Source organism: Celeribacter ethanolicus (genome assembly GCF_002407265.1).
Lineage (GTDB): Bacteria > Pseudomonadota > Alphaproteobacteria > Rhodobacterales > Rhodobacteraceae > Celeribacter > Celeribacter ethanolicus.
Genome location: NZ_CP022196.1, coordinates 3011903 through 3030560, shown reverse-complemented (window position 1 = coordinate 3030560; position 18658 = coordinate 3011903). Strand labels below are relative to the sequence as shown.

The following is an 18658-nucleotide window of genomic DNA, read 5'->3' as shown; positions in this document are numbered from 1 at the left end:
TTTACATATCCTCGCCAAATCTGTCCTTGATCAGGGCCTCGATCGCATCGGCCAAAGCCGCCGCATCGGCACCCGTCGTGGTGACGTCAATAGTCGTTCCCTTCGAGGCTGCCAACATCAAAAGCCCCATGATGCTGTCGCCGCCGGTGCTCAGCCCGTCTTTTGAGACCTGGGCCTCGGCGTCGAACTCCTCGACGGTTTCCACGAATTTCGCCGACGCCCGGGCATGCAGCCCCTTCACGTTCACGATCTCATGTGTGCGTGTCACAGACGCCATGTGCCCTCCTCAAGACGTTCTCGGCTCAGCGGCCCACTAGCGGCCCTGCACATCGAAACTGTCGATGTATTTACGGCCTGCATCCAATGCATTGCCGACCGCTTCCGCAACCGATTTGTGGCGCGATTTGGCGAGCTTGATCAGCATCGGCAGGTTCGCGCCGTAAATGATTTTCCTGTCGTCGTGATGACAGGCCATCAGGGACAGGTTCGACGGGCTGCCGCCGAACATGTCCGTAACGACAACCACACCGTCACCGGTGTCGACCTCGTCGGCCGCATCGCAAATCTCGCGCTGTTTCATGGAGCGGTCGTGATCGGGTTCGATGGAAATTGCCTCGATCCCCGTCTGTTTGCCCACGACATGTTCCACGGCGGCCAGATATTCCCGAGCCAACCCCCCATGCGCGACGATGACGATTCCGATCACGCCCATACCCCGATCAGTTGCCGCCCTGGCGGCGTTCAAGTTCCCTGTGTCTTATTGACACCGGCCAATTATGTTCCGCAAGGGCTTTGGAGAGAATTTCGGCCAGCGTGACCGATCTGTGTTGCCCACCAGTACAGCCAAACGCGATGGAGAGGTGCTTTTTGCCCTCTTCCTTGTAGGCCGGCAGCAGAAGCAACGTCAGTTCCAGCACCTTGTCGAAGAACGCCGCGAAGCGCGGGTCGTTTTGCACATAGTCCTGCACGCGGGCATCCGTACCGTTCAACCCGCGCAGGGCCGCGTCCCAATAGGGATTCGCCAGAAACCGCACGTCGAAGACCATATCGACGCCGCGCGGCATGCCGCGTTTGTAAGAAAAACTGTGGACGGAGAGGGCCATCTCCGCCTCCCGCCCCTCGGCGAACCAACGCTCGATCTCGTCGCGAAGCTGATGTGGCGTCATCTCCGAAGTGTCGATGAGGATGTCGGCCCGCGTTCGGATCGGCACCAGCAGATCGACCTCGCGCGCCACGCCGTCTGTGACGGTTTCGGCAGGGGCCAGAGGGTGACGACGGCGGGTTTCGGAATAGCGGCGGATCAGCACCTCGGGTGCGCAATCGAGATAGAGCACCTCGGCCTCGCAGCCCGGATCGCGGCTCAGGTCGTCGATCACCTCGATCAGCCCGTTGACGGAGAAATCGCGGTTGCGCACATCGAGACCGAGTGCCAGCGGACGGCTCAGCCCCTCGCCTTCGAGAAGCCGCGGCAGGATCGACATCGGCAGGTTGTCGATCACCTCATAGCCGAGATCCTCCAGCGCGTTGATCGCGGTCGACCGTCCCGCGCCCGACGGGCCGGTGATCAGCACGACGCGCTGCGGTGTCTTGGTCTGGGTGATCTGGGTCTGGGCGATCTGGCCACCCTCGGGAGTGCTCACACGCACCGGCCTCCTTTGAGCCATTGGATCAGGGCGGGGGCGAAACCGGGGCCCTCGACCTTGAAAAGCATGGGAATCGAGACACCGATGAGAGCCGTTTCCCGCGCCGGAGGCAAGCGGTTGGGTTCAGATTGAGACAGATCGACCACCGCTCTGATGCGCGCATGTGACAGCGGCGTGGCAGAGAGAAGCCCGACCCCGCGCGCCTCGACCATACCGGAAATCGTTTTGGGAGCGCAGGCGATGAGGGCATCGCCGTCCCGCCGCAACTCCGTGCGGTCATCTGCGACCAGATGCGCGCCGAACCCCATGAGCGTGAGTGCCAGCGTGGATTTGCCGCAGCCGGAGGGGCCGGTGATCAGCAGGCCGGAGGTCTCATCCAGCGCGACACAGGAAGCATGCAGGTTGAGCGGCGCGTCCTCGCTCTCCATCGCTCAGACCGGCAGACCGACGACGAAACGCGCCCCAAGCGGATCGGAGGTGATGTCGGCATCGGTCGGGCGGATGTTCTCGGCCCAGATCACGCCACCATGCGCCTCGACGATCTGTTTCGAGATCGCAAGACCGAGACCCGAGTTGTTGCCGAACTGACCTTCGGGGCGCTCCGAATAGAAGCGTTTGAAAATCTTGGTCAGTGCTTCTTCGGGGATGCCCGGTCCGGTGTCCTCGACCACAATCAGCACCCGGTGATCGCGTTTACGGACCCAGACACGGATCGCATCGCCATCCTCGCAGAACGAGACCGCATTGGTGATCAGGTTGACGAAGACCTGCGCCAGACGCGCCTCAAGGCCGGAAATCACGATCGGCTTGTCGGGCATGTCGGAGATGAACTCGACGCCTTTCTCCTGCGCCTCCTGCGACAGATAGTCGATCAGGTTGGTCAGCATCTGGATCAGGTTGAACTCTTCCTCTTCCTCCTTCACCAACTCGCTGTCGAGCCGCGAAGCGTTGGAAATGTCGGAGACCAGACGGTCGAGGCGGCGCACGTCATGTTCGATCACATCGAGCAGTTTCGCGCGGTGCTCCTCTTTCTTGATCATGCGAAGCGAGCCGACGGCGGAGCGCAGCGAGGCCAGAGGGTTCTTGATCTCATGGGCCACATCGGCGGCGAATTGTTCGTTGGCGTCGATCCGGTCGTAAAGCGCCGAAACCATGCCACGCAGTGCCGAGGACAGGCGACCGATCTCGTCGGGACGGCCCGACAGGTCGGGAATGCGCACGCGACCCGGCGCCACCTTGCGGCTGTTCCTGTCGCGCCCGATTTCGGCGGCGGCGGCCAGATCCGCAAGCGGGTTGGCGATGGTCGAGGCCAGAACGAGGCTCAGACCGATGGAGACCAGAATGGCGATGACGAAGACCTGAAGAATCTGTTCGCGTTCGACCCGCACCAGTTCGTCAATCTCGCCCTCGCCGGAGGTGAGCACGATTGCACCGATGGTCTGTTCACCCGCCTCCGTTACGACGGTGACCGGCGCGGCGACGGTGAAAACCGTAAAGCCATCGGCACTGACACTGGTGTTGACGTGAATTTCGTTGTTGAGCGCCTGGCTGGCGAGCCCGGCGATATGCTCCCCGGCGTCGGAAACCTGTTCGCCTTGCGGGCCTTTGGCAAGGGTCACGGCGGACCAGATCCCATTGAGAAAATCGGAAATAACGGTGGAGCGGTCATTGCGCTCGACCCCCGCGACCTGTGCCATCTCGGCACGGGTCATGCCCTCGGTCGAGGCGATCAGCCCCCCGGTCGCGTCGTAGACGAAGACATGTTCACGCAGCGGCAGTTCCAGCACTTCCAGCACGGAGGCGATGTCCTCTGCGCCGCCATCCGCGGTGAGCGCCCCGTCTTTCCCTGCCGTCAGCTCCATCATATCGGCCACCAGAGCGGCCTCGGTGACCATCGCCATCTCGCGCTGCACCACCAGGCTGTCGCGGAACGGGTTGAGATAGAGGATGCCAGCCACCATCAGGATGATCGCGACGAGATTGAAGGTGATGATCTTCTGCGCGAGAGGCGAGCGGTTCACGGCGATGAAACGACGGCGCTCCCGCTTGGCGCGCAAATCCGCATCGAGCGTGCGCGGCGCAACCCAGTCGTCGCCGAGCACGACATCGGTGTCCTCGGTGCCGCGCTTACCTGCGCGATCCATGCCGGAAGAAAACGACATTATTCCTCGTTATACCTGTAACCGATGCCGTAGAGCGTTTCGATGGCGGAGAAGTCGGGATCGGCGGAACGCATTTTCTTGCGCAGGCGCTTGATATGGCTGTCGATGGTGCGGTCGTCGACATAGACCTGATCGTCATAGGCGACATCCATCAACTGATCGCGGGATTTGACGAAACCGGGACGTTGCGCAAGTGCCTGAAGCAACAGGAATTCGGTGACGGTGAGCGTCACATCCTTGCCCTTCCAGGTCACCGCATGACGCAGCGGGTCCATTTCCAACTCGCCGCGCACCATGACCTTGGTGTCTTCGGTCTCGACCACGTCGATGCCCGAGATCGCCTCCTGACGGCGCAGAAGCGCACGGATACGTTCGACCAGCAGACGCTGGGAAAACGGTTTCTTGACGTAATCGTCGGCGCCCATGCGCAGCCCCAGAACCTCGTCGATCTCATCGTCCTTCGAGGTCAGGAAGATCACCGGCATGTTGGTTTTCTGACGCACGCGCTGCAGCAGGTCCATCCCGTCCATGCGCGGCATCTTGATGTCGAACACGGCCATGTCCGGCAGGCGCTTGTTGAACGCATCCAGGGCCGACTGCCCGTCATTGTAGGTTTCGACCTCGAAGCCTTCGGCCTCGAGCGTCATGGACACGGAGGTCAGGATATTCCGGTCGTCGTCAACCAAGGCGATACGAGACATGGTCGGTTCCCTTCAACTGCTCAACTGGTTCATTTTTTGTGCCATACTCCGCGTTTCCCGAGGTCAAATCAAGCGAAACCGCGAATCAGTTGCAGCACTGAAAGCCATGGAAAGGCAAAAAAGACAAGGAATGACTAATATGTCTCATCCGGCCATTCCGGCTGCATGGATTTTATGCCCGCAAAAGAAGGCGTTTGATCTGTTTGCGCTACCGCTTTCATGGTTGCGCTAACCTTGACCTGTGTCCTGTTTACGACAGCGACAACCGTGATATAGCACAACCGTCGGGCGCATGGCCGCCCCGGGCGCGAATGGCCCTTTCGCGCCGTAGAATGTTATCCACAGACGCCGTCAAGGACACGGCGAGGGAGCTTTGCATATGACGACCGGACGCGTGAACCCGGCTTTCACTCTTGAGGACCAAGGCATTACCGGGCTTGGCACTGTCTATTACAACTTGCTTGAGCCCGCGCTGATCCAGGAAGCGATCAAACGTGGCGAAGGCGAGCTTGGCCAGGGGGGGTCTTTCCTCGTGAGCACCGGTGAGCACACCGGCCGTTCCCCCAAGGACAAATTCGTTGTGCGCACGCCGGACGTGGAAGACACGATCTGGTGGGAAAACAACAAGCCGATGGATCCGGCGAAATTCGACGTGCTCTATGCCGATATGCTTGAGCACATGAAGGGCCGCGAGTTCTTCGTCGAGGATCTGTATGGCGGCGCCGACCCGGAAAATCGTCTCGATGTCCGCATGATCACCGAGCTCGCGTGGCACGGTCTGTTCTGCCGCACCATGCTGCGCCGTCCGGAACTGTCCGAACTGGACGATTTCACCGCCGATTTCACCGTGATCAACTGCCCGTCCTTCAAGGCCGATCCGGAACGTCACGGCTGCCGCTCCGAGACCGTCGTCGCGCTGAACTTCGAGAAAAAGCTGATCCTGATCGGCAACACCGAATATGCGGGCGAGAACAAGAAGGGCGTGTTCACGCTTCTCAACTACATCCTGCCGGGCAAAGGCATCATGGCGATGCACTGCTCCGCCAACCACGCGCCGAACAACCCGGTCGACACCGCGATCTTCTTCGGTCTGTCCGGCACCGGCAAGACGACGCTCTCCGCCGACCCTGCCCGCGTGCTGATCGGTGACGACGAGCACGGCTGGTCCGACAAGGGCACGTTCAACTTCGAAGGCGGCTGCTACGCGAAGACGATCAACCTCTCGGCCGAAGCCGAGCCGGAGATCTACGCCACGACCTTCAAATTCGGCACCGTGATCGAGAACATGGTCTACGACGAGCACACCAAAGTGCTCGACTTCAAGGACAGCTCGCTGACCGAGAACATGCGCTGCGCCTACCCGCTGGAGTATATCTCCAACGCGTCCGACACCGCGATGGGCGGCCATCCGAAGAACATCATTCTTCTGACCTGTGACGCCTTTGGCGTTCTGCCTCCGATCGCCCGTCTGACGCCGGCGCAGGCGATGTATCACTTCCTCTCCGGCTTCACCTCGAAGACTCCGGGCACGGAAGTGGGTGTCGTGGAACCGATCCCGACCTTCTCCACCTGCTTCGGCGCACCGTTCATGCCGCGTCGCCCGGAAGCCTATGGCAACCTGCTGCGCGAGAAGATCGCAAAGCACGGTGCGACCTGCTGGCTGGTGAACACCGGCTGGACCGGCGGTGCCTTCGGCTCCGGCTCGCGGATGCCGATCAAGGCAACCCGCAACCTGCTGCACGCCGCCCTCGACGGTTCGCTGCATGACGTCGAATTCCGCATCGACCCGAACTTCGGCTTCGAAGTGCCGGTCTCCGTGCCGGATGTGGCCGACGTTCTGCTCGACCCGCGCAAGACCTGGAGCGTGAACGAGGAATACGATGCGCAGGCTGAGAAACTCGTGAAAATGTTCAAAGAGAACTTCGAGCAGTACCTGCCCTATATCGACGACGACGTGAAAGCCGCCGCGATCAAGTAAGCCTTGCCGCACTGCGACATTCAGCGCCCCGGTTTCGGCCGGGGCGTTTTCTTTTGTCCGTCACAAGGGTGTCACCGCGATCTGGCAGACAGGCGGCATGAAATACCTGTTCGCCCTTTGCCTTTTCCCCCTGCCCGGATTTGCCCAGGACACGGCCCTCACCGACCCCACGCTGATCGCGACGGGGCAACAGGCCTTTCTCGACTATTGCTCCGCCTGTCACGGCGAAGAGGCGCTTGGGGAAAACGGGCCGGACATTCAGGGCTCGATCCTGAAGGACGTGACAGAGGCGGTGAAGGGCATCGACCAGATGCCCGAGATCTGGCTGGAAGACGGCAAGCCGGAGGCCATTGCCGCCTTTCTCATGTCGCTGAACCCGAAGGTCGCCGAAATCAAGCTACGGCTTGAGGCGGCAAAGCAGGATTGAAACAGCCGCGCCGCTAAAACAGCCCGCGCCGGATCAGATTCGCGCCCGCGATCAAAAGGACGAACAGCGTCGCGCGTTTGAATTTCTTCTGATCCAGCCGGTCCTGCACCCATTGCCCCACGGCCATGCCCAGAATCGCCGGGAGCAGTAGCATGGCGGAGAGCGGAATGGTCTGGGCGTTGAGCACACCGGAGCGCAGATGCGCCAGAAGAAGCGTGATCGCCCCGGCGCCAAAGATCACCCCGGTGATCTTGATCTGGAGCTTTTTCGGCGTGTCCACGGCAGTGAGATAGGCGACGGTCAGCGGCCCCCAGACCCCGGCGATGCCACCGATCACACCGGAAATCGCACCGAGACCCAAATCGTAGAAACTGCGGTGATGCTCGGGAATGGTCAGCGCCCGCCCGATCAACAGGTAACTCGCCAACAGGACGACGATCACGCCGAGCGACAGGAAGACCACGGATTGCGGCAGGATCACCACGAGCTGCGCCGACAGCAGGATCATCACCAGCAGAGCGGCGATGTAGAGCTTGTAGCGCACAGCCGCCTCCACCGCCTCGCCGACACCGCCGCGCAACGCCTGCCAGACATTGGAAACGACGGTGGGAAAAATCAGCCCCGCCAGCGCCAGCTCCGGCGACAGGAAGGAGCCGAGCCCCGACAGGATGATCATCGGCATGGCAAAGCCCGTGGCGCCTTTGACAAAGCCGGCCAGGAGCGCGATGGCAAGGGCCGCGAGGACCTGCGGGAAGGAGAGAAGTGTCAGAAGGCTGTCGATCATGCCCCCTGATAGGCCCCCGCCCCTGCCCCTGTACAGGGCCAAGCCTGTGCGCTCATGCGGCCAGCGGTCCGGTTTTATTAGTCCAGCGGGCAGGAGTACCCCACCACGACACATTACGTCAAAATAAAGCAGAATGAGAAAATATTATTGCGCTGCAACTGCGAAATGATTAGACAGTCACAAGACCCCGAGGAGGAGAGAGTCCCATGGCCCTTGATCAACAGGAGCTGACCATGTCGAACCCGATTTTGCCCAATCTTCTGGCCCTGACAGCGGCCTCCGTCGGCCCCGCGGAGGCGCTTCTCGACCGCGCGCGCGCTGCCTTGCGCACGGAGTTTCTCGACGGTGACCGGATTTCCGGGCGCAAGCTTGAGGCCAATCAGACGGCGGCGCACGGGCTTGCCTGGCTTGCGACCTATGTCGAGAGCCTGCGGCAGATGCAGAAATGGGCCGAACGCCTGTCGGAAGACGGTAAGTTCGGCGAGATGGAACAGTTGATCCATCAGATCGCTTTCGGGGAATACCTCAGCCAGATTTACGGTGGCATCCCGATGAACCAGGGCGAGATTTGCCGCCCCGCCCACCTTGGCCTCGGCCTCGTGCAGCCGAGCCATAACGAGGTGGTCAAGCTGATGCTCGACGGCAATTCCATCGCCGCGCGCAACCGTCTTGTCGAACTGATGCGGGACAATGCGGGCCACGCGACCTTTGGCGCCTCCGGTCTCGATGACGATCTGGAAATGATCCGCGATCAGTTCCGTCGCTTTGCCGACGAAAAGGTCGTGCCCTTTGCTCATGAGTGGCACCTGAAGGATGAATTCATCCCGATGGAGATCATCGAGGAACTGGCCGAGTTGGGCGTCTTCGGCCTCACCATTCCGGAGGAATACGGCGGGTTCGGTTTCCCGAAAGCGGCGATGGTCGTGGTCTCCGAAGAGCTGTCGCGCGGCTATATCGGTGTTGGCTCTCTGGGCACGCGCTCCGAGATTGCCGCCGAGCTGATCCTTGGCGGCGGCACGGAAGAGCAGAAACAGCAATGGCTGCCGAAACTCTCCGCCGCCGAAATCCTGCCGACCGCCGTGTTCACCGAACCGAACACCGGCTCTGATTTGGGCAGCCTCCGCACCCGCGCGGTGAAAGAGGGCGAAACCTACACGATCACCGGCAACAAAACCTGGATCACCCATGCCGCGCGCACCCATGTCATGACGCTTCTGGCCCGCACCGATCCGAACACCTCGGATTACAAAGGCCTGTCGATGTTCCTCGCCGAAAAAACGCCCGGCGATGACGAGAACCCCTTCCCCACCCCCGGCATGACCGGCGGTGAGATCGAGGTCTTGGGCTATCGCGGTATGAAGGAATACGAGCTGGGCTTTGACGGGTTCAAGGTGAAGGCCGAAAACCTTCTGGGCGGCGAGGAAGGTAAGGGCTTCAAACAGCTCATGGAGACCTTCGAGAGCGCCCGTATCCAGACCGCCGCGCGGGCCATCGGGGTGGCGCAGAACGCGCTCGAAGTCGGCATGCAATATGCCGAGGACCGCAAACAGTTCGGCAAATCGCTGATCGAGTTCCCGCGTGTGTCGGGCAAGCTGGCGATGATGGCGGTCGAGATCATGGTGGCGCGTCAGCTCACCTATTTCTCCGCTTGGGAGAAAGATCACGGGCACCGGTGCGACCTTGAGGCCGGGATGGCGAAGCTTTTGGGCGCACGGGTCGCTTGGGCCGCCGCGGACAATGCGCTGCAAATCCATGGCGGCAACGGCTTTGCACTGGAGTATCAGATTTCCCGCATTCTCTGCGACGCGCGGATTTTGAACATCTTCGAAGGCGCAGGCGAGATTCAGGCGCAGGTGATTGCGCGGCGTTTGCTGGGCTGAACCGAAGTCTTAAAGAACTTCAAAAAGGCGGTGCCTCCTGCGCCGCCTTTTTCGCGATCCGGTCGAGAAACCGGTTGCGCGCGGCAGGCAGGGCCTTGTCCGACAGCTCGGCGACGATCTTGGCAAGGAAGTGACCGGTGGTCTGTAATCCCTGCCCGATCTCTGTGAAATCCAAAGAGGACTGGCCGAGAAGACACTGCGGCAGCGGTAAAAGCCGGTCCGCCCAGTCGCCCGCCCCCTGCCGCGAGACGGCACGACCCGTCTTGGGCGAGACGTAAATCAGATCGTCCGGCGAGCCGGTCACGGCACAGGACGAGAGGTCGAGACCGAAGCCGAGCTCCTCCAACAACGAGACCTCCCAATGCAGATAGGCCAAAGGCCACATCGGGTCGGTGCCGATGCGGTCGAACAGCGCGAGGCTGTCGACATAGAGATAGCCATGGGGTTCGCGCTCTGGCAAAAGCTGTGAGAGCATCGCGGTCATCGCCGTCATCCCGGCAAGCGCCATGGGATCATTCAGCACATGCGCGCGGCTTTTCACCGGCTCGAAAATAAAGCTTCCGAGGTGATCCTCGATCCGCGCCTTCCACGTCACGGCGACCTGCCCGCCCGGCTGCAAATGCGGCGTCATCTTACGCGAGATGCCCCCCCGTACTACCCCCGCGTGACGGCCGTGCTCCGGCGTAAACACCTCGACAATCACCGAGGTCTCGCCATGTTTGCGGACGGATAGAACCACCCCTTCATCGCGCCACTCGATCATGCGTCTTCCGGCTTTTCGTTGGCAAAAATACTCATAAAACACTGACCTGCGAAGGGCGCGGGGTCAATCACCGAGGCCCGGCTCATCCAAAAGCGTACGACCCAAACGGTCCTCCACCTCGATAATCCACAGATCGGGATCGAAAGATCGTTGTTTGGCGAGCGAAGCGTCTACCGCGCGTTCTTCGCCCTCGGCCAGAAGGCCCCATTCGCGGCGGTCTTCCATCAGGTTGAACTCGCGCTGAAACGCCTTGGCCTGCCCGTCCAGCGTGTTGAGCTTGACCATCACGGCGCCCGCCGTGGCGTCGCCTTTTTTCACCACAAAAGCCGGAATATCGGCAAGCCGCAGACGCGTCAGATAGGCCGAGACCCAGACATCTGCCGTCAGCCGCGCCATCAGTTGCCGTCTTTGAAATCGAGACCCATTTCGCCGTAGCGCTCGGCCTCTTCCAGCCAGTTCGGGCGCACTTTGACTTGCAAAAACAAATGCACCTTGCGACCCAGAAACTCCGACAATTCCTCACGCGCGGCGCGCGAAATGCGTTTGATCGTTTCGCCACGCTTACCGAGGATGATGCCCTTGTGACCGTCACGCGACACGTAGATCACCTGATCGACGCGGGCGGAACCGTCCTTGCGCTCCTCCCATTGCTCGGTCTCGACGGTGAGCTGATAGGGCAGTTCCTGATGCAGGTTGAGGGTCAGCTTCTCGCGCGTGATCTCGGCGGCGATCATCCGCATCGGAAGATCGGCGATCTGATCCTCGGGATAGAGCCACGGCCCCTCCGGCAACTCGCGGGCGAGCCATTTGCGCAGATCGTCGACACCTTTGCCCTTCTCGGCGGAGATCATGAAAGTCTCCACGAAGCTGCGGCGTTCGTTCATGTCCTTGGCCAGGGCGAGGAGTTTCTCCACGTCCACCATGTCGATCTTGTTGATCGCAAGGGCGATTTTCTGTTTCGGGTTCGAATGCTCGTCGAGCGCGGCCAGAATGGCCTCGACGCCTTCGGTGATGCCTTTGTGCGCCTCGATCAGCAACACGACGACATCGGCATCCGCAGCGCCGCCCCAGGCGGCAGAGACCATGGCGCGGTCCAGCCGACGTTTGGGTTTGAAAATCCCCGGCGTGTCGACGAAGACGATCTGGCTGTCGCCTTCCATCGCAACGCCGCGAATGCGGGCGCGTGTGGTCTGCACCTTATGGGTGACAATCGACACCTTGGCCCCGACCATACGGTTCAGAAGCGTGGATTTCCCGGCATTGGGTTCGCCGATCAGGGCAACAAAGCCCGCGCGGGTGGTCTCAGCCATGTGCGGCCTCCAGTTTTTGCAAAAGCGCCTTGGCGGCGGCTTGTTCGGCCTGTCGTTTGGAATTCGCCTCGGAGCGCTCCGCCTCGCCGCTTTCCAACGTCACCTCGATGGTGAACACCGGCGCATGATCCGGGCCCTTGCGGGAGACCTCGGTGTATTGCGGCGGCTTCTGCCCCCGAGCCTGCGCCCATTCCTGAAGCGCGGTTTTCGGATCGCGGGCGTCGTCCTCGACCCGGTCGATGCGTTTGCCCCAAAGCCTGCGCACCAGAGCCTTCGCCACATCGAATCCGGCATCGCGGTAGACTGCGGCGATCACCGCCTCCATGGCGTCGGCGAGCAACGCCTCTTTGCGGCGCCCGCCCGACATCATCTCGGACCGGCCCAGCTTCAACACGGCGCCAAGGTCGATCTGGCGGGCCACGTCGGCACAGGTTTCCTTGCGCACCAGCGCGTTGAACCGGGGCGCGAGCTGACCTTCGGAGGCGGATTTGTCGGCCTCGAACAAAGCCTCCGCCATGGTCAGGCCCAGAACACGGTCGCCCAGGAATTCGAGACGCTGGTTGTCGGGACGGGTCGGCGAGGAGATCGAGCTGTGCGTGAGTGCGCGCAGAAGCAGTTCGGGTTGAGAGAACTCATGCCCGAGCCGCGCCTGGAACGCCTGGATATCGGCGGAGATCTTCACTGCAGCGCCTTGAAGAAACGGTCTTTGCGCCAGGTCCAGAAATAGACCAGACGTTTACCGGCTGCGGAGAACATCACGCGGTTGACCTTGCCCAGGAGGTATTCTTCGGGGACGAAACCGACACCGCGCGCCGATGGGGCCAGACGGCTGTCGGCGGAGTTGTCACGGTTGTCGCCCATGAAGAAGTAATTGCCTGCGGGCACGGTGTAGACCGCCGTGTTGTCGAGCGAGATGTCGCGGATGTTCAGGACCGAATGCTGACGCCCGCCGGGCAGTGTTTCGATGTATTTTTCCTTGATGCAATCGCCGCCTTCGCCGGGCGTGTTTGCACAGGCCGGGAAATGACCCGCGGCCCCCTGTCTTTCATAGGTCTCGACGAACACACCATCGGGCGTCTGCGGCACTTCCTCGCCATTGAGGAAGATCACCCCGTCACGGAGCTGCACCTGATCGCCCGGCAGGCCGATCAGGCGTTTGACGAAGGTGCGGTGCTCGGTCGGATGTTCGAAGACGACGATGTCGCCGCGCTCAGGCTCGGAGCCGAGGATGCGGCCGGAAATCGGGCAGAGGAAATTCACGATCTTCGGACAGGACCATTGCGAATAGCCGTAGCTCATCTTGTTGACGAAGAGGAAATCCCCGATCAACAGCGTGTCCTTCATCGAAGACGAGGGAATAAAGAAGGGCTGAAAGAAGAAGGTGCGGAAAATCCCCGCGATCAACAGCGCATAGACCACTGTTTTGACGGTTTCGGTCAGGCTGTCCTTGGCGCTGCTCATCTGCTCTTCCTTTGGGGAACGGTTTTACCTTCTGCGGGATATGAAAGGCGCACGGAGGGGAGTCAAGGCAAACGCCCGTGAAGGCGGGGTTTTCGGGGTTATTCCGTGATCGGACGGGCCTCGATCACCACAAACGCCTGCGCCCAGGGGTGATCGTCGGTGAGCGTGACATGGATGATCGCCTCGTGCCCCGGCGGCGTCATCTCGTCGAGACGCTCTTTCGCCCAGCCCGTGACCTCCATCACCGGCTGCCCGGTACGCAGGTTCTTGACCGCCATGTCCTTCCACGAGATGCCCATGGCCAGTCCGGTGCCCAGCGCCTTGGAACAGGCTTCCTTGGCGGCCCAGCGCTTGGCATAGGTGCCCGCGACATCGCGGCGGCGTTCGGCCTTGGCCTGTTCGATCTCGGTGAACACACGGTTCTTGAAGCGCTCGCCAAAGCGGTCGAGCGTCGCGGAAATGCGGTCGATATTGGCGAGATCGGAGCCGATGCCGAGGATCATTCGACGCGAACCTCTTCGGAGACGAGAAGATCGGGCGCGCTTTGATCAATCCGCACGGTGAGGGTCACGGGCAGGGCCTCCTCCCCTTCATAGCGTTCCCCCGGCAGGTCCAGCGTCAGGCCCGTCGCGGGATCGTAATGCGCATTCAGCCCCGCGAAATCGAGCGAGAGATAGCCCATGTCTTGCGCCGCAGAGATCACATGGCACTGACGTTCGCCCAGCGCCGTGTAAGGCGGGCTCAGGACCAGGAGATGAAACGCGGCGGCTGCCGGTTCGACCGTGTCGAGCAGGGCAACGCGGATCACGCCATTGGCGAAACTGCGGCTGTTGTCTTCCCAGGGCTCGACAAGAGCCGCAGTTGAGGCGCGCCAGTCGCAAGGCGTGATCTCCGCGGCAAAGGCGGGAGAGGCGACAAGGGGAAGGAGCAGAGCGAGCCATTTCATACCAGTCAACCTATCCTGATGGAAACGCCAGACAAACGGCAAACTCAACCCTGCGACTTTGCGCGTTTCTTTGCGTCCGCCTTGAGCCAGTTCTTAGCGCTTTGGGCAAAGAACCAACCGCTGGCATAATAGACCACAAGAAGAAGCAGGACCGACAGAACGACCAGAGGCACAATCGCCATCGGATTGCGCAACTCCGGAATCGTGAATAACAAGCCCAGAAAGACAAGCGCACCAAACGCCAGATTGACCAGCGTCGCCATCCGGGCAAAGGCACGTTTCTCTGCTTTCTCAGGCACATGCCCCTCTTTCCTGGCGAAGAAATTCCCCTCGAAAGAGGCTGCCCCGATGACGGCGGCAATCCCGGCGGCGGTGCCGCCATTGAGCCCCAGCAGGTTCTCCAGAAGCGCAAGAACAATTCCGACCAGGATGGAGAGGCCAATCAGAATCCCCGTATAACGCAACACTTTCATCTCTTTACCCCTTCGACTTAACCCGCGCGCACCTCGTCCATCAGGCGCCGCATTTCCTGAATCGCCGGGATGATACCGCGGAAAATCGCCTCGCCAATGAGGAAATGGCCGATGTTCAGTTCGGCGATTTCCGGCAGGGCAGCAATGGGTTGCACGGTGTCATAGGTCAGACCGTGACCGGCATGGACCTCAAGCCCCAGCGAATGCGCAAAGGCCGCCATGTCCGTCAGGCGCTTGAGTTCGTCGTCTCGCTCGGCAAATTTGCCCTCCGCATGAAGATCGCAATAGGCGCCGGTGTGCAGTTCGACGACGGCGGCGCCGATGCGATGCGCGGCTTCGATCTGTGGCTGGTCAGCGGCGATGAAGATCGACACGCGAGAGCCCGCATCGCGCAGAGGCGCAATGAAATGCGCCAGCCGGTTTTCCTCGCGCGCCACTTCAAGCCCACCTTCGGTGGTGCGCTCCTCGCGCTTCTCGGGCACGAGACAGATCGCATGCGGTTTGTGGCGCAGGGCAATTTTCTGCATCTCGTCGGTGGCAGCCATCTCCAAGTTCAAGGGCACTGACAGGTTCGACACCAGCGCCTCGATGTCGGTATCGGTGATGTGACGGCGGTCTTCGCGCAAATGCGCGGTGATGCCATCGGCCCCCGCCTCTTCGGCAAGTTTCGCGGCACGCACCGGGTCCGGGTAGGCCGAGCCGCGCGCATTGCGCACGGTGGCGACGTGGTCGATGTTCATGCCAAGACGGAGTTTCCCACTCATGATCCTATTCCCAGACGGTTTGCGTGTGGCCGGACCATAGCGCGCGGGCCGGGAAAGAAAACCGACAAATGCGAATGGCTTCGATCAAGGCTTGTGCGCGGTTTTCCTGGCCTGCTTCTTGCGGCGCAGCTCTTCGAGCTTGGCCTTGAGCTTGCCGCGACGGCGCGCCTGATAGGCGGTGATCATCGGCAGGGTGACATAATAGGCCGCAAGCCCCGCAATGAGACCCGGAATGATGCCGCCCACGAGATAGGGAAAGAAGATCTCGTGCAGGAAACGGATCAGCGCGTCCCAGTTGCTGTCCCGATCGGTGAAAAGCGCGAGGAAATTGCGCCAGAAATCGTCGGCGGCATCAAAAAACTTGCCGATGAAACTGCGCTCGTGATGCGGATCGAACCGGGTGCCCAAGAGGAAATGCCCCATCTTGAGCGAGATCACCCCGATCGGCACATAGGTCAGCGGGTTGCCGACGAAGGTCGCGAGCAAGGCGGCGATCACATTGCCGCGCATCAGCTTGGCCAGAAGCGCCGCGATGATGAAATGCAGACCGAAGAACGGGGTGAAGACGGTGAAGACGCCAGCAAAAACGCCCCGGGCGATCTTGTGCGGCGTGTCGGGAAGACGGTGCAGCCGGTGTTTCATGTATTGCACGGCCCGCCCCCAGCCGCGCTTCGGCCAGAGGGCTTGCGCCAGCCATTGCTGCGGCGTCAGCTTATCCCGGCGTTTGAAAACCAACGTCTCTCCCGTGGCCGCTCAGGGCCGCCTGTCCAAGTTCCTGTACCGGCGCACCCGTGCCACATCACTTTCCGCCTCGAGCGCCAGCATCACCGCATGGAGATGCTCGACGTCCCGCAGGTCCACATCGACAATCAGCCGGTAGAAATCGGGCTTGCGATCCTCGAAGCGCAGATCCGAGATATTCGCCTTCTGCTCGCCGATCAGCGTACAGATCCGCCCGAGCACCCCGGTGTCGTTCGAGATCGTGATGTCGAGCGAAACGGTATACTCCGGCGCATGCGGCCCGGAATGCCATTGCAGGTCGATCCAGCGGTTGGTCTCGGTCTCAAGCTCCTCGAGCGAGGGGCAGTCGATGGCGTGGATCACCACGCCCTTGCCGCGATAGGTGATACCGACGATGCGTTCGCCCGGAACCGGTTGGCAACATTGCGCACGGTTGTAGCTTTCGCCCTCGGAGAGGCCCAGAACCGCACGTTTCGAATCGATGGCCGAGCTTTCGCGCACCAGCTCCGGATAGACCGTGCGCACCACGTCGGAGGCGGCAAGCTCGGCAGACCCGAGCCGGGCCAGAAGCTCTTCGGCAGAGCCCAGAGACATCTGTTTCGCAGCCGTCGCCAGAGCCTTCTCGGACGCTTTCTTGCCAACATGCTCAAACGCCACGCGGGCCAGTTCGCGGCCCAGTTTGACGAAGCGTTCGCGGTCCTCTTCGCGCAGGGACTTGCGGATCGCCGCCTTGGCGCGACCGGTCACGACGATGTCAAGCCAGGTGCCCTGCGGACGCTGGCCCTCGGCCGTGAGAATTTCCACCGACTGGCCGTTTTTCAGCCGGGTCCAGAGCGGTACACGGATGCCGTCCACCTTGGCGCCCACGCAACTGTCGCCGATGCGGGTGTGGATCGAATAGGCGTAATCCAGCGGCGTTGCACCTTTCGGCAGGGACACCACCTCGCCCTTCGGCGTGAAGGTGAAGACCTTGTCGGAATACATCTCCAGCTTGACGTGCTCGAGGAATTCGGAGTGATCCTCCGCATTCTCGAAGCGCTCTGTGAGGCTGGCCAGCCATTTCGCCGGATCGACGGCAAAGGGGTTCTGCGCCCGCACACCGTCGCGATAGGACCAGTGCGCGGCCACGCCACTTTCGGCAACTTCGTGCATCTGCCGGGTGCGGATCTGCACCTCGACACGTTTGCCGTCGCGTCCCGACACGGTGGTGTGGATCGACCGGTAACCGTTGGATTTCGGCTGGGAGATGTAATCTTTGAACCGCGTCGGCACGGCGCGCCAGCGCTGGTGGATCACACCGAGGACACGGTAGCAATCCATCTCGGATCGGGTGATGACACGGAAACCGTAAATGTCGGAGAGACGGGAGAAACTCTGTTGCTTCTCCTCCATCTTGCGCCAGATCGAATAGGGTTTCTTGGCCCGTCCGAACACGTCGGCGTCGATGTCCTCGCGCTCCAACTCGGCACGGATGTCATTGGTGATCTTGTGAATCACATCGCCGGTTTCGCGTTGCAGCGTGATGAAGCGGCGGATGATCGAGTTGCGCGCCTCCGGGTTGATGACGCGGAAAGACAGATCCTCCAACTCCTCGCGCATCCATTGCATCCCCATGCGGCCCGCAAGCGGCGCATAGATGTCCATGGTCTCGCGCGCCTTCTGGAGCTGTTTCTCCGGGCGCATCGACTTGATCGTCCGCATGTTGTGCAGACGGTCGGCAAGTTTGACGAGGATCACCCGCAGGTCCTTCGACATCGCCATGAACAGTTTGCGGAAGTTTTCCGCCTGTTTGGTCTCTGTCGAGGAGAGTTGCAGGTTGGTAAGCTTCGTCACCCCGTCGACCAGTTCGGCGATCTCTTCGCCAAACTTGCGCGCGACCTCTTGGTAAGAGGCGCGGGTGTCCTCGATCGTGTCGTGGAGCAAAGCCGTGATGATCGTCGCATCGTCCAGAGACTGTTCGGTCAAAATGGCGGCGACGGCAACGGGATGGGTGAAATAGGGTTCGCCGGAGCGGCGGAACTGCCCCTCATGCATCTCGCGCCCGTAGGCATAGGCCTCGCGGATCAGATCGGCATTTGTCTTGGGATTGTAGTTGCGGACCAGTGCGATCAGGTCTTCGACGTCGATCATTTTGGTCCGCGCACTCCGTGGATTGGGGCCATCATGAAACTCATGCGGCCCCGCATCTTAGTTTTGCCCCTGCGCTTCCATCAGCGCGCGCAGCAGTTTCTCTTCGGACATGTCGTCCTCGGCAGGCTTGTCGGCCTCTTGGCCCATGAGAAGCGCCATCTGATCGTCTTCCGGCTCATCGACCTCGATCTGGGTCTGATGGCTTTCGATCATCCGCTCGCGCAGCGCGTCGGCGGATTGGGTTTCCTCGGCAATCTCGCGCAGCGCAACGACAGGGTTCTTGTCATTGTCGCGGTCCACGGTCAGCGCGGAGCCTGCGGCGATCTCGCGGGCACGGTGGGCGGCGAGCATCACGAGCTCGAAGCGGTTCGGAACCTTGTCGACGCAATCTTCAACGGTCACGCGGGCCATGGGATCTCCAATCGTTCAGACGGGGGTGCAATTCAAAGGCTCTATTTAGGCGCTCACCCCGCCCTTGACAAGCGCCCTTTCTCC

Annotated in this window: 23 protein-coding genes; 4 read left to right on the top strand and 19 right to left on the bottom strand. The window is 61.3% G+C overall.

Annotated features, from left to right (window positions below; genetic code table 11):
- Position 1: 1 nt before the first annotated feature.
- Genes CEW89_RS14895 through CEW89_RS14870 form a run of 6 tightly spaced genes read right to left on the bottom strand, consistent with a single transcriptional unit; the run spans position 2 to position 4506 of the window.
- Positions 2-277 carry an HPr family phosphocarrier protein gene (locus CEW89_RS14895; protein WP_066708019.1) on the bottom strand — a complete coding sequence of 92 codons (276 nt, stop codon included), beginning with the start codon at positions 275-277 and terminating at the stop codon, positions 2-4.
- A 36-nt stretch (positions 278-313) separates the two neighbouring features.
- Positions 314-706, bottom strand: coding sequence for a PTS sugar transporter subunit IIA (locus tag CEW89_RS14890; protein ID WP_066708071.1), 393 nt, complete (start codon positions 704-706; stop codon positions 314-316).
- Between the two features lie 13 nt (positions 707-719).
- On the bottom strand, positions 720-1601 hold the full coding sequence (gene rapZ, locus CEW89_RS14885; RefSeq protein ID WP_244906215.1) for an RNase adapter RapZ: 882 nt from the start codon (positions 1599-1601) through the stop codon (positions 720-722).
- Between the two features lie 35 nt (positions 1602-1636).
- Positions 1637-2071: an HPr kinase/phosphorylase gene (locus tag CEW89_RS14880; protein WP_096806432.1), complete on the bottom strand. Its 435-nt coding sequence runs from the start codon at positions 2069-2071 to the stop codon at positions 1637-1639.
- A gap of 3 nt (positions 2072-2074) precedes the next feature.
- The gene (locus CEW89_RS14875) at positions 2075-3805 is read right to left on the bottom strand and encodes a sensor histidine kinase (RefSeq protein ID WP_096806431.1); all 1731 of its coding nucleotides are present in this window, start codon (positions 3803-3805) and stop codon (positions 2075-2077) included.
- Entirely contained in the window at positions 3805-4506 is a 702-nt protein-coding gene (locus tag CEW89_RS14870; protein WP_096806430.1) for a response regulator transcription factor, read from the bottom strand. The genes CEW89_RS14875 and CEW89_RS14870 overlap by 1 nt, the downstream gene beginning before the upstream one ends.
- Here CEW89_RS14870 and CEW89_RS20870 point away from each other — a divergent pair.
- The 3 genes from CEW89_RS20870 (at position 4505) to CEW89_RS14860 (ending at position 6911) form a co-directional block, all read left to right on the top strand.
- Positions 4505-4738, top strand: coding sequence for a hypothetical protein (locus CEW89_RS20870; RefSeq protein WP_157779874.1), 234 nt, complete (start codon positions 4505-4507; stop codon positions 4736-4738). The genes CEW89_RS14870 and CEW89_RS20870 overlap by 2 nt on opposite strands.
- A 147-nt stretch (positions 4739-4885) precedes the next feature.
- Complete coding sequence (locus CEW89_RS14865) at positions 4886-6484, top strand: phosphoenolpyruvate carboxykinase (RefSeq protein WP_096806429.1); 1599 nt, start codon at positions 4886-4888, stop codon at positions 6482-6484.
- 97 nt (positions 6485-6581) lie between these two features.
- The gene (locus tag CEW89_RS14860; protein ID WP_096806428.1) at positions 6582-6911 is read left to right on the top strand and encodes a c-type cytochrome; all 330 of its coding nucleotides are present in this window, start codon (positions 6582-6584) and stop codon (positions 6909-6911) included.
- A 13-nt stretch (positions 6912-6924) separates the two neighbouring features.
- Here CEW89_RS14860 and CEW89_RS14855 read toward each other — a convergent pair whose 3' ends face one another.
- Complete coding sequence (locus tag CEW89_RS14855; RefSeq protein ID WP_081423932.1) at positions 6925-7695, bottom strand: sulfite exporter TauE/SafE family protein; 771 nt, start codon at positions 7693-7695, stop codon at positions 6925-6927.
- Between the two features lie 206 nt (positions 7696-7901).
- On the opposite strand from CEW89_RS14855, the gene CEW89_RS14850 reads away from it, so the two are divergent.
- On the top strand, positions 7902-9575 hold the full coding sequence (locus CEW89_RS14850; RefSeq protein WP_096806427.1) for an acyl-CoA dehydrogenase family protein: 1674 nt from the start codon (positions 7902-7904) through the stop codon (positions 9573-9575).
- 19 nt (positions 9576-9594) lie between these two features.
- On the opposite strand, the gene recO is transcribed toward CEW89_RS14850, so the two are convergent.
- From recO to rpoZ, 12 genes are all read right to left on the bottom strand, one after another.
- Entirely contained in the window at positions 9595-10338 is a 744-nt protein-coding gene (gene recO / locus CEW89_RS14845; protein ID WP_096806426.1) for a DNA repair protein RecO, read from the bottom strand.
- 63 nt (positions 10339-10401) lie between these two features.
- A complete protein-coding gene (locus CEW89_RS14840) occupies positions 10402-10734 on the bottom strand; it encodes a DUF1491 family protein (protein WP_066707999.1) in 333 nt (110 codons plus the stop codon).
- On the bottom strand, positions 10734-11648 hold the full coding sequence (gene era, locus CEW89_RS14835; protein WP_096806425.1) for a GTPase Era: 915 nt from the start codon (positions 11646-11648) through the stop codon (positions 10734-10736). The genes CEW89_RS14840 and era overlap by 1 nt, the downstream gene beginning before the upstream one ends.
- A complete protein-coding gene (gene rnc, locus CEW89_RS14830; protein ID WP_096806424.1) occupies positions 11641-12330 on the bottom strand; it encodes a ribonuclease III in 690 nt (229 codons plus the stop codon). Before rnc ends, era begins: the two co-directional genes overlap by 8 nt.
- Positions 12327-13109: a signal peptidase I gene (gene lepB, locus CEW89_RS14825; RefSeq protein ID WP_066707992.1), complete on the bottom strand. Its 783-nt coding sequence runs from the start codon at positions 13107-13109 to the stop codon at positions 12327-12329. The genes rnc and lepB overlap by 4 nt, the downstream gene beginning before the upstream one ends.
- A gap of 98 nt (positions 13110-13207) precedes the next feature.
- On the bottom strand, positions 13208-13612 hold the full coding sequence (gene acpS, locus CEW89_RS14820; RefSeq protein ID WP_096806423.1) for a holo-ACP synthase: 405 nt from the start codon (positions 13610-13612) through the stop codon (positions 13208-13210).
- Positions 13609-14055, bottom strand: a complete 447-nt coding sequence (locus CEW89_RS14815) for a hypothetical protein (protein ID WP_096806422.1) — start codon at positions 14053-14055, stop codon at positions 13609-13611. The genes acpS and CEW89_RS14815 overlap by 4 nt, the downstream gene beginning before the upstream one ends.
- 44 nt (positions 14056-14099) lie before the next feature.
- A complete protein-coding gene (locus CEW89_RS14810) occupies positions 14100-14528 on the bottom strand; it encodes an ABZJ_00895 family protein (protein ID WP_066707982.1) in 429 nt (142 codons plus the stop codon).
- Positions 14529-14545: 17 nt separating this feature from the next.
- Complete coding sequence (locus CEW89_RS14805; RefSeq protein WP_066707979.1) at positions 14546-15292, bottom strand: pyridoxine 5'-phosphate synthase; 747 nt, start codon at positions 15290-15292, stop codon at positions 14546-14548.
- An 84-nt stretch (positions 15293-15376) separates the two neighbouring features.
- The gene (locus CEW89_RS14800) at positions 15377-16027 is read right to left on the bottom strand and encodes a DUF2062 domain-containing protein (protein ID WP_066707976.1); all 651 of its coding nucleotides are present in this window, start codon (positions 16025-16027) and stop codon (positions 15377-15379) included.
- Positions 16028-16045: 18 nt separating this feature from the next.
- Positions 16046-18163: a RelA/SpoT family protein gene (locus CEW89_RS14795; RefSeq protein ID WP_066707973.1), complete on the bottom strand. Its 2118-nt coding sequence runs from the start codon at positions 18161-18163 to the stop codon at positions 16046-16048.
- A gap of 57 nt (positions 18164-18220) precedes the next feature.
- Positions 18221-18574 carry a DNA-directed RNA polymerase subunit omega gene (gene rpoZ / locus CEW89_RS14790; RefSeq protein WP_096806421.1) on the bottom strand — a complete coding sequence of 118 codons (354 nt, stop codon included), beginning with the start codon at positions 18572-18574 and terminating at the stop codon, positions 18221-18223.
- Positions 18575-18658 lie beyond the last annotated feature (84 nt).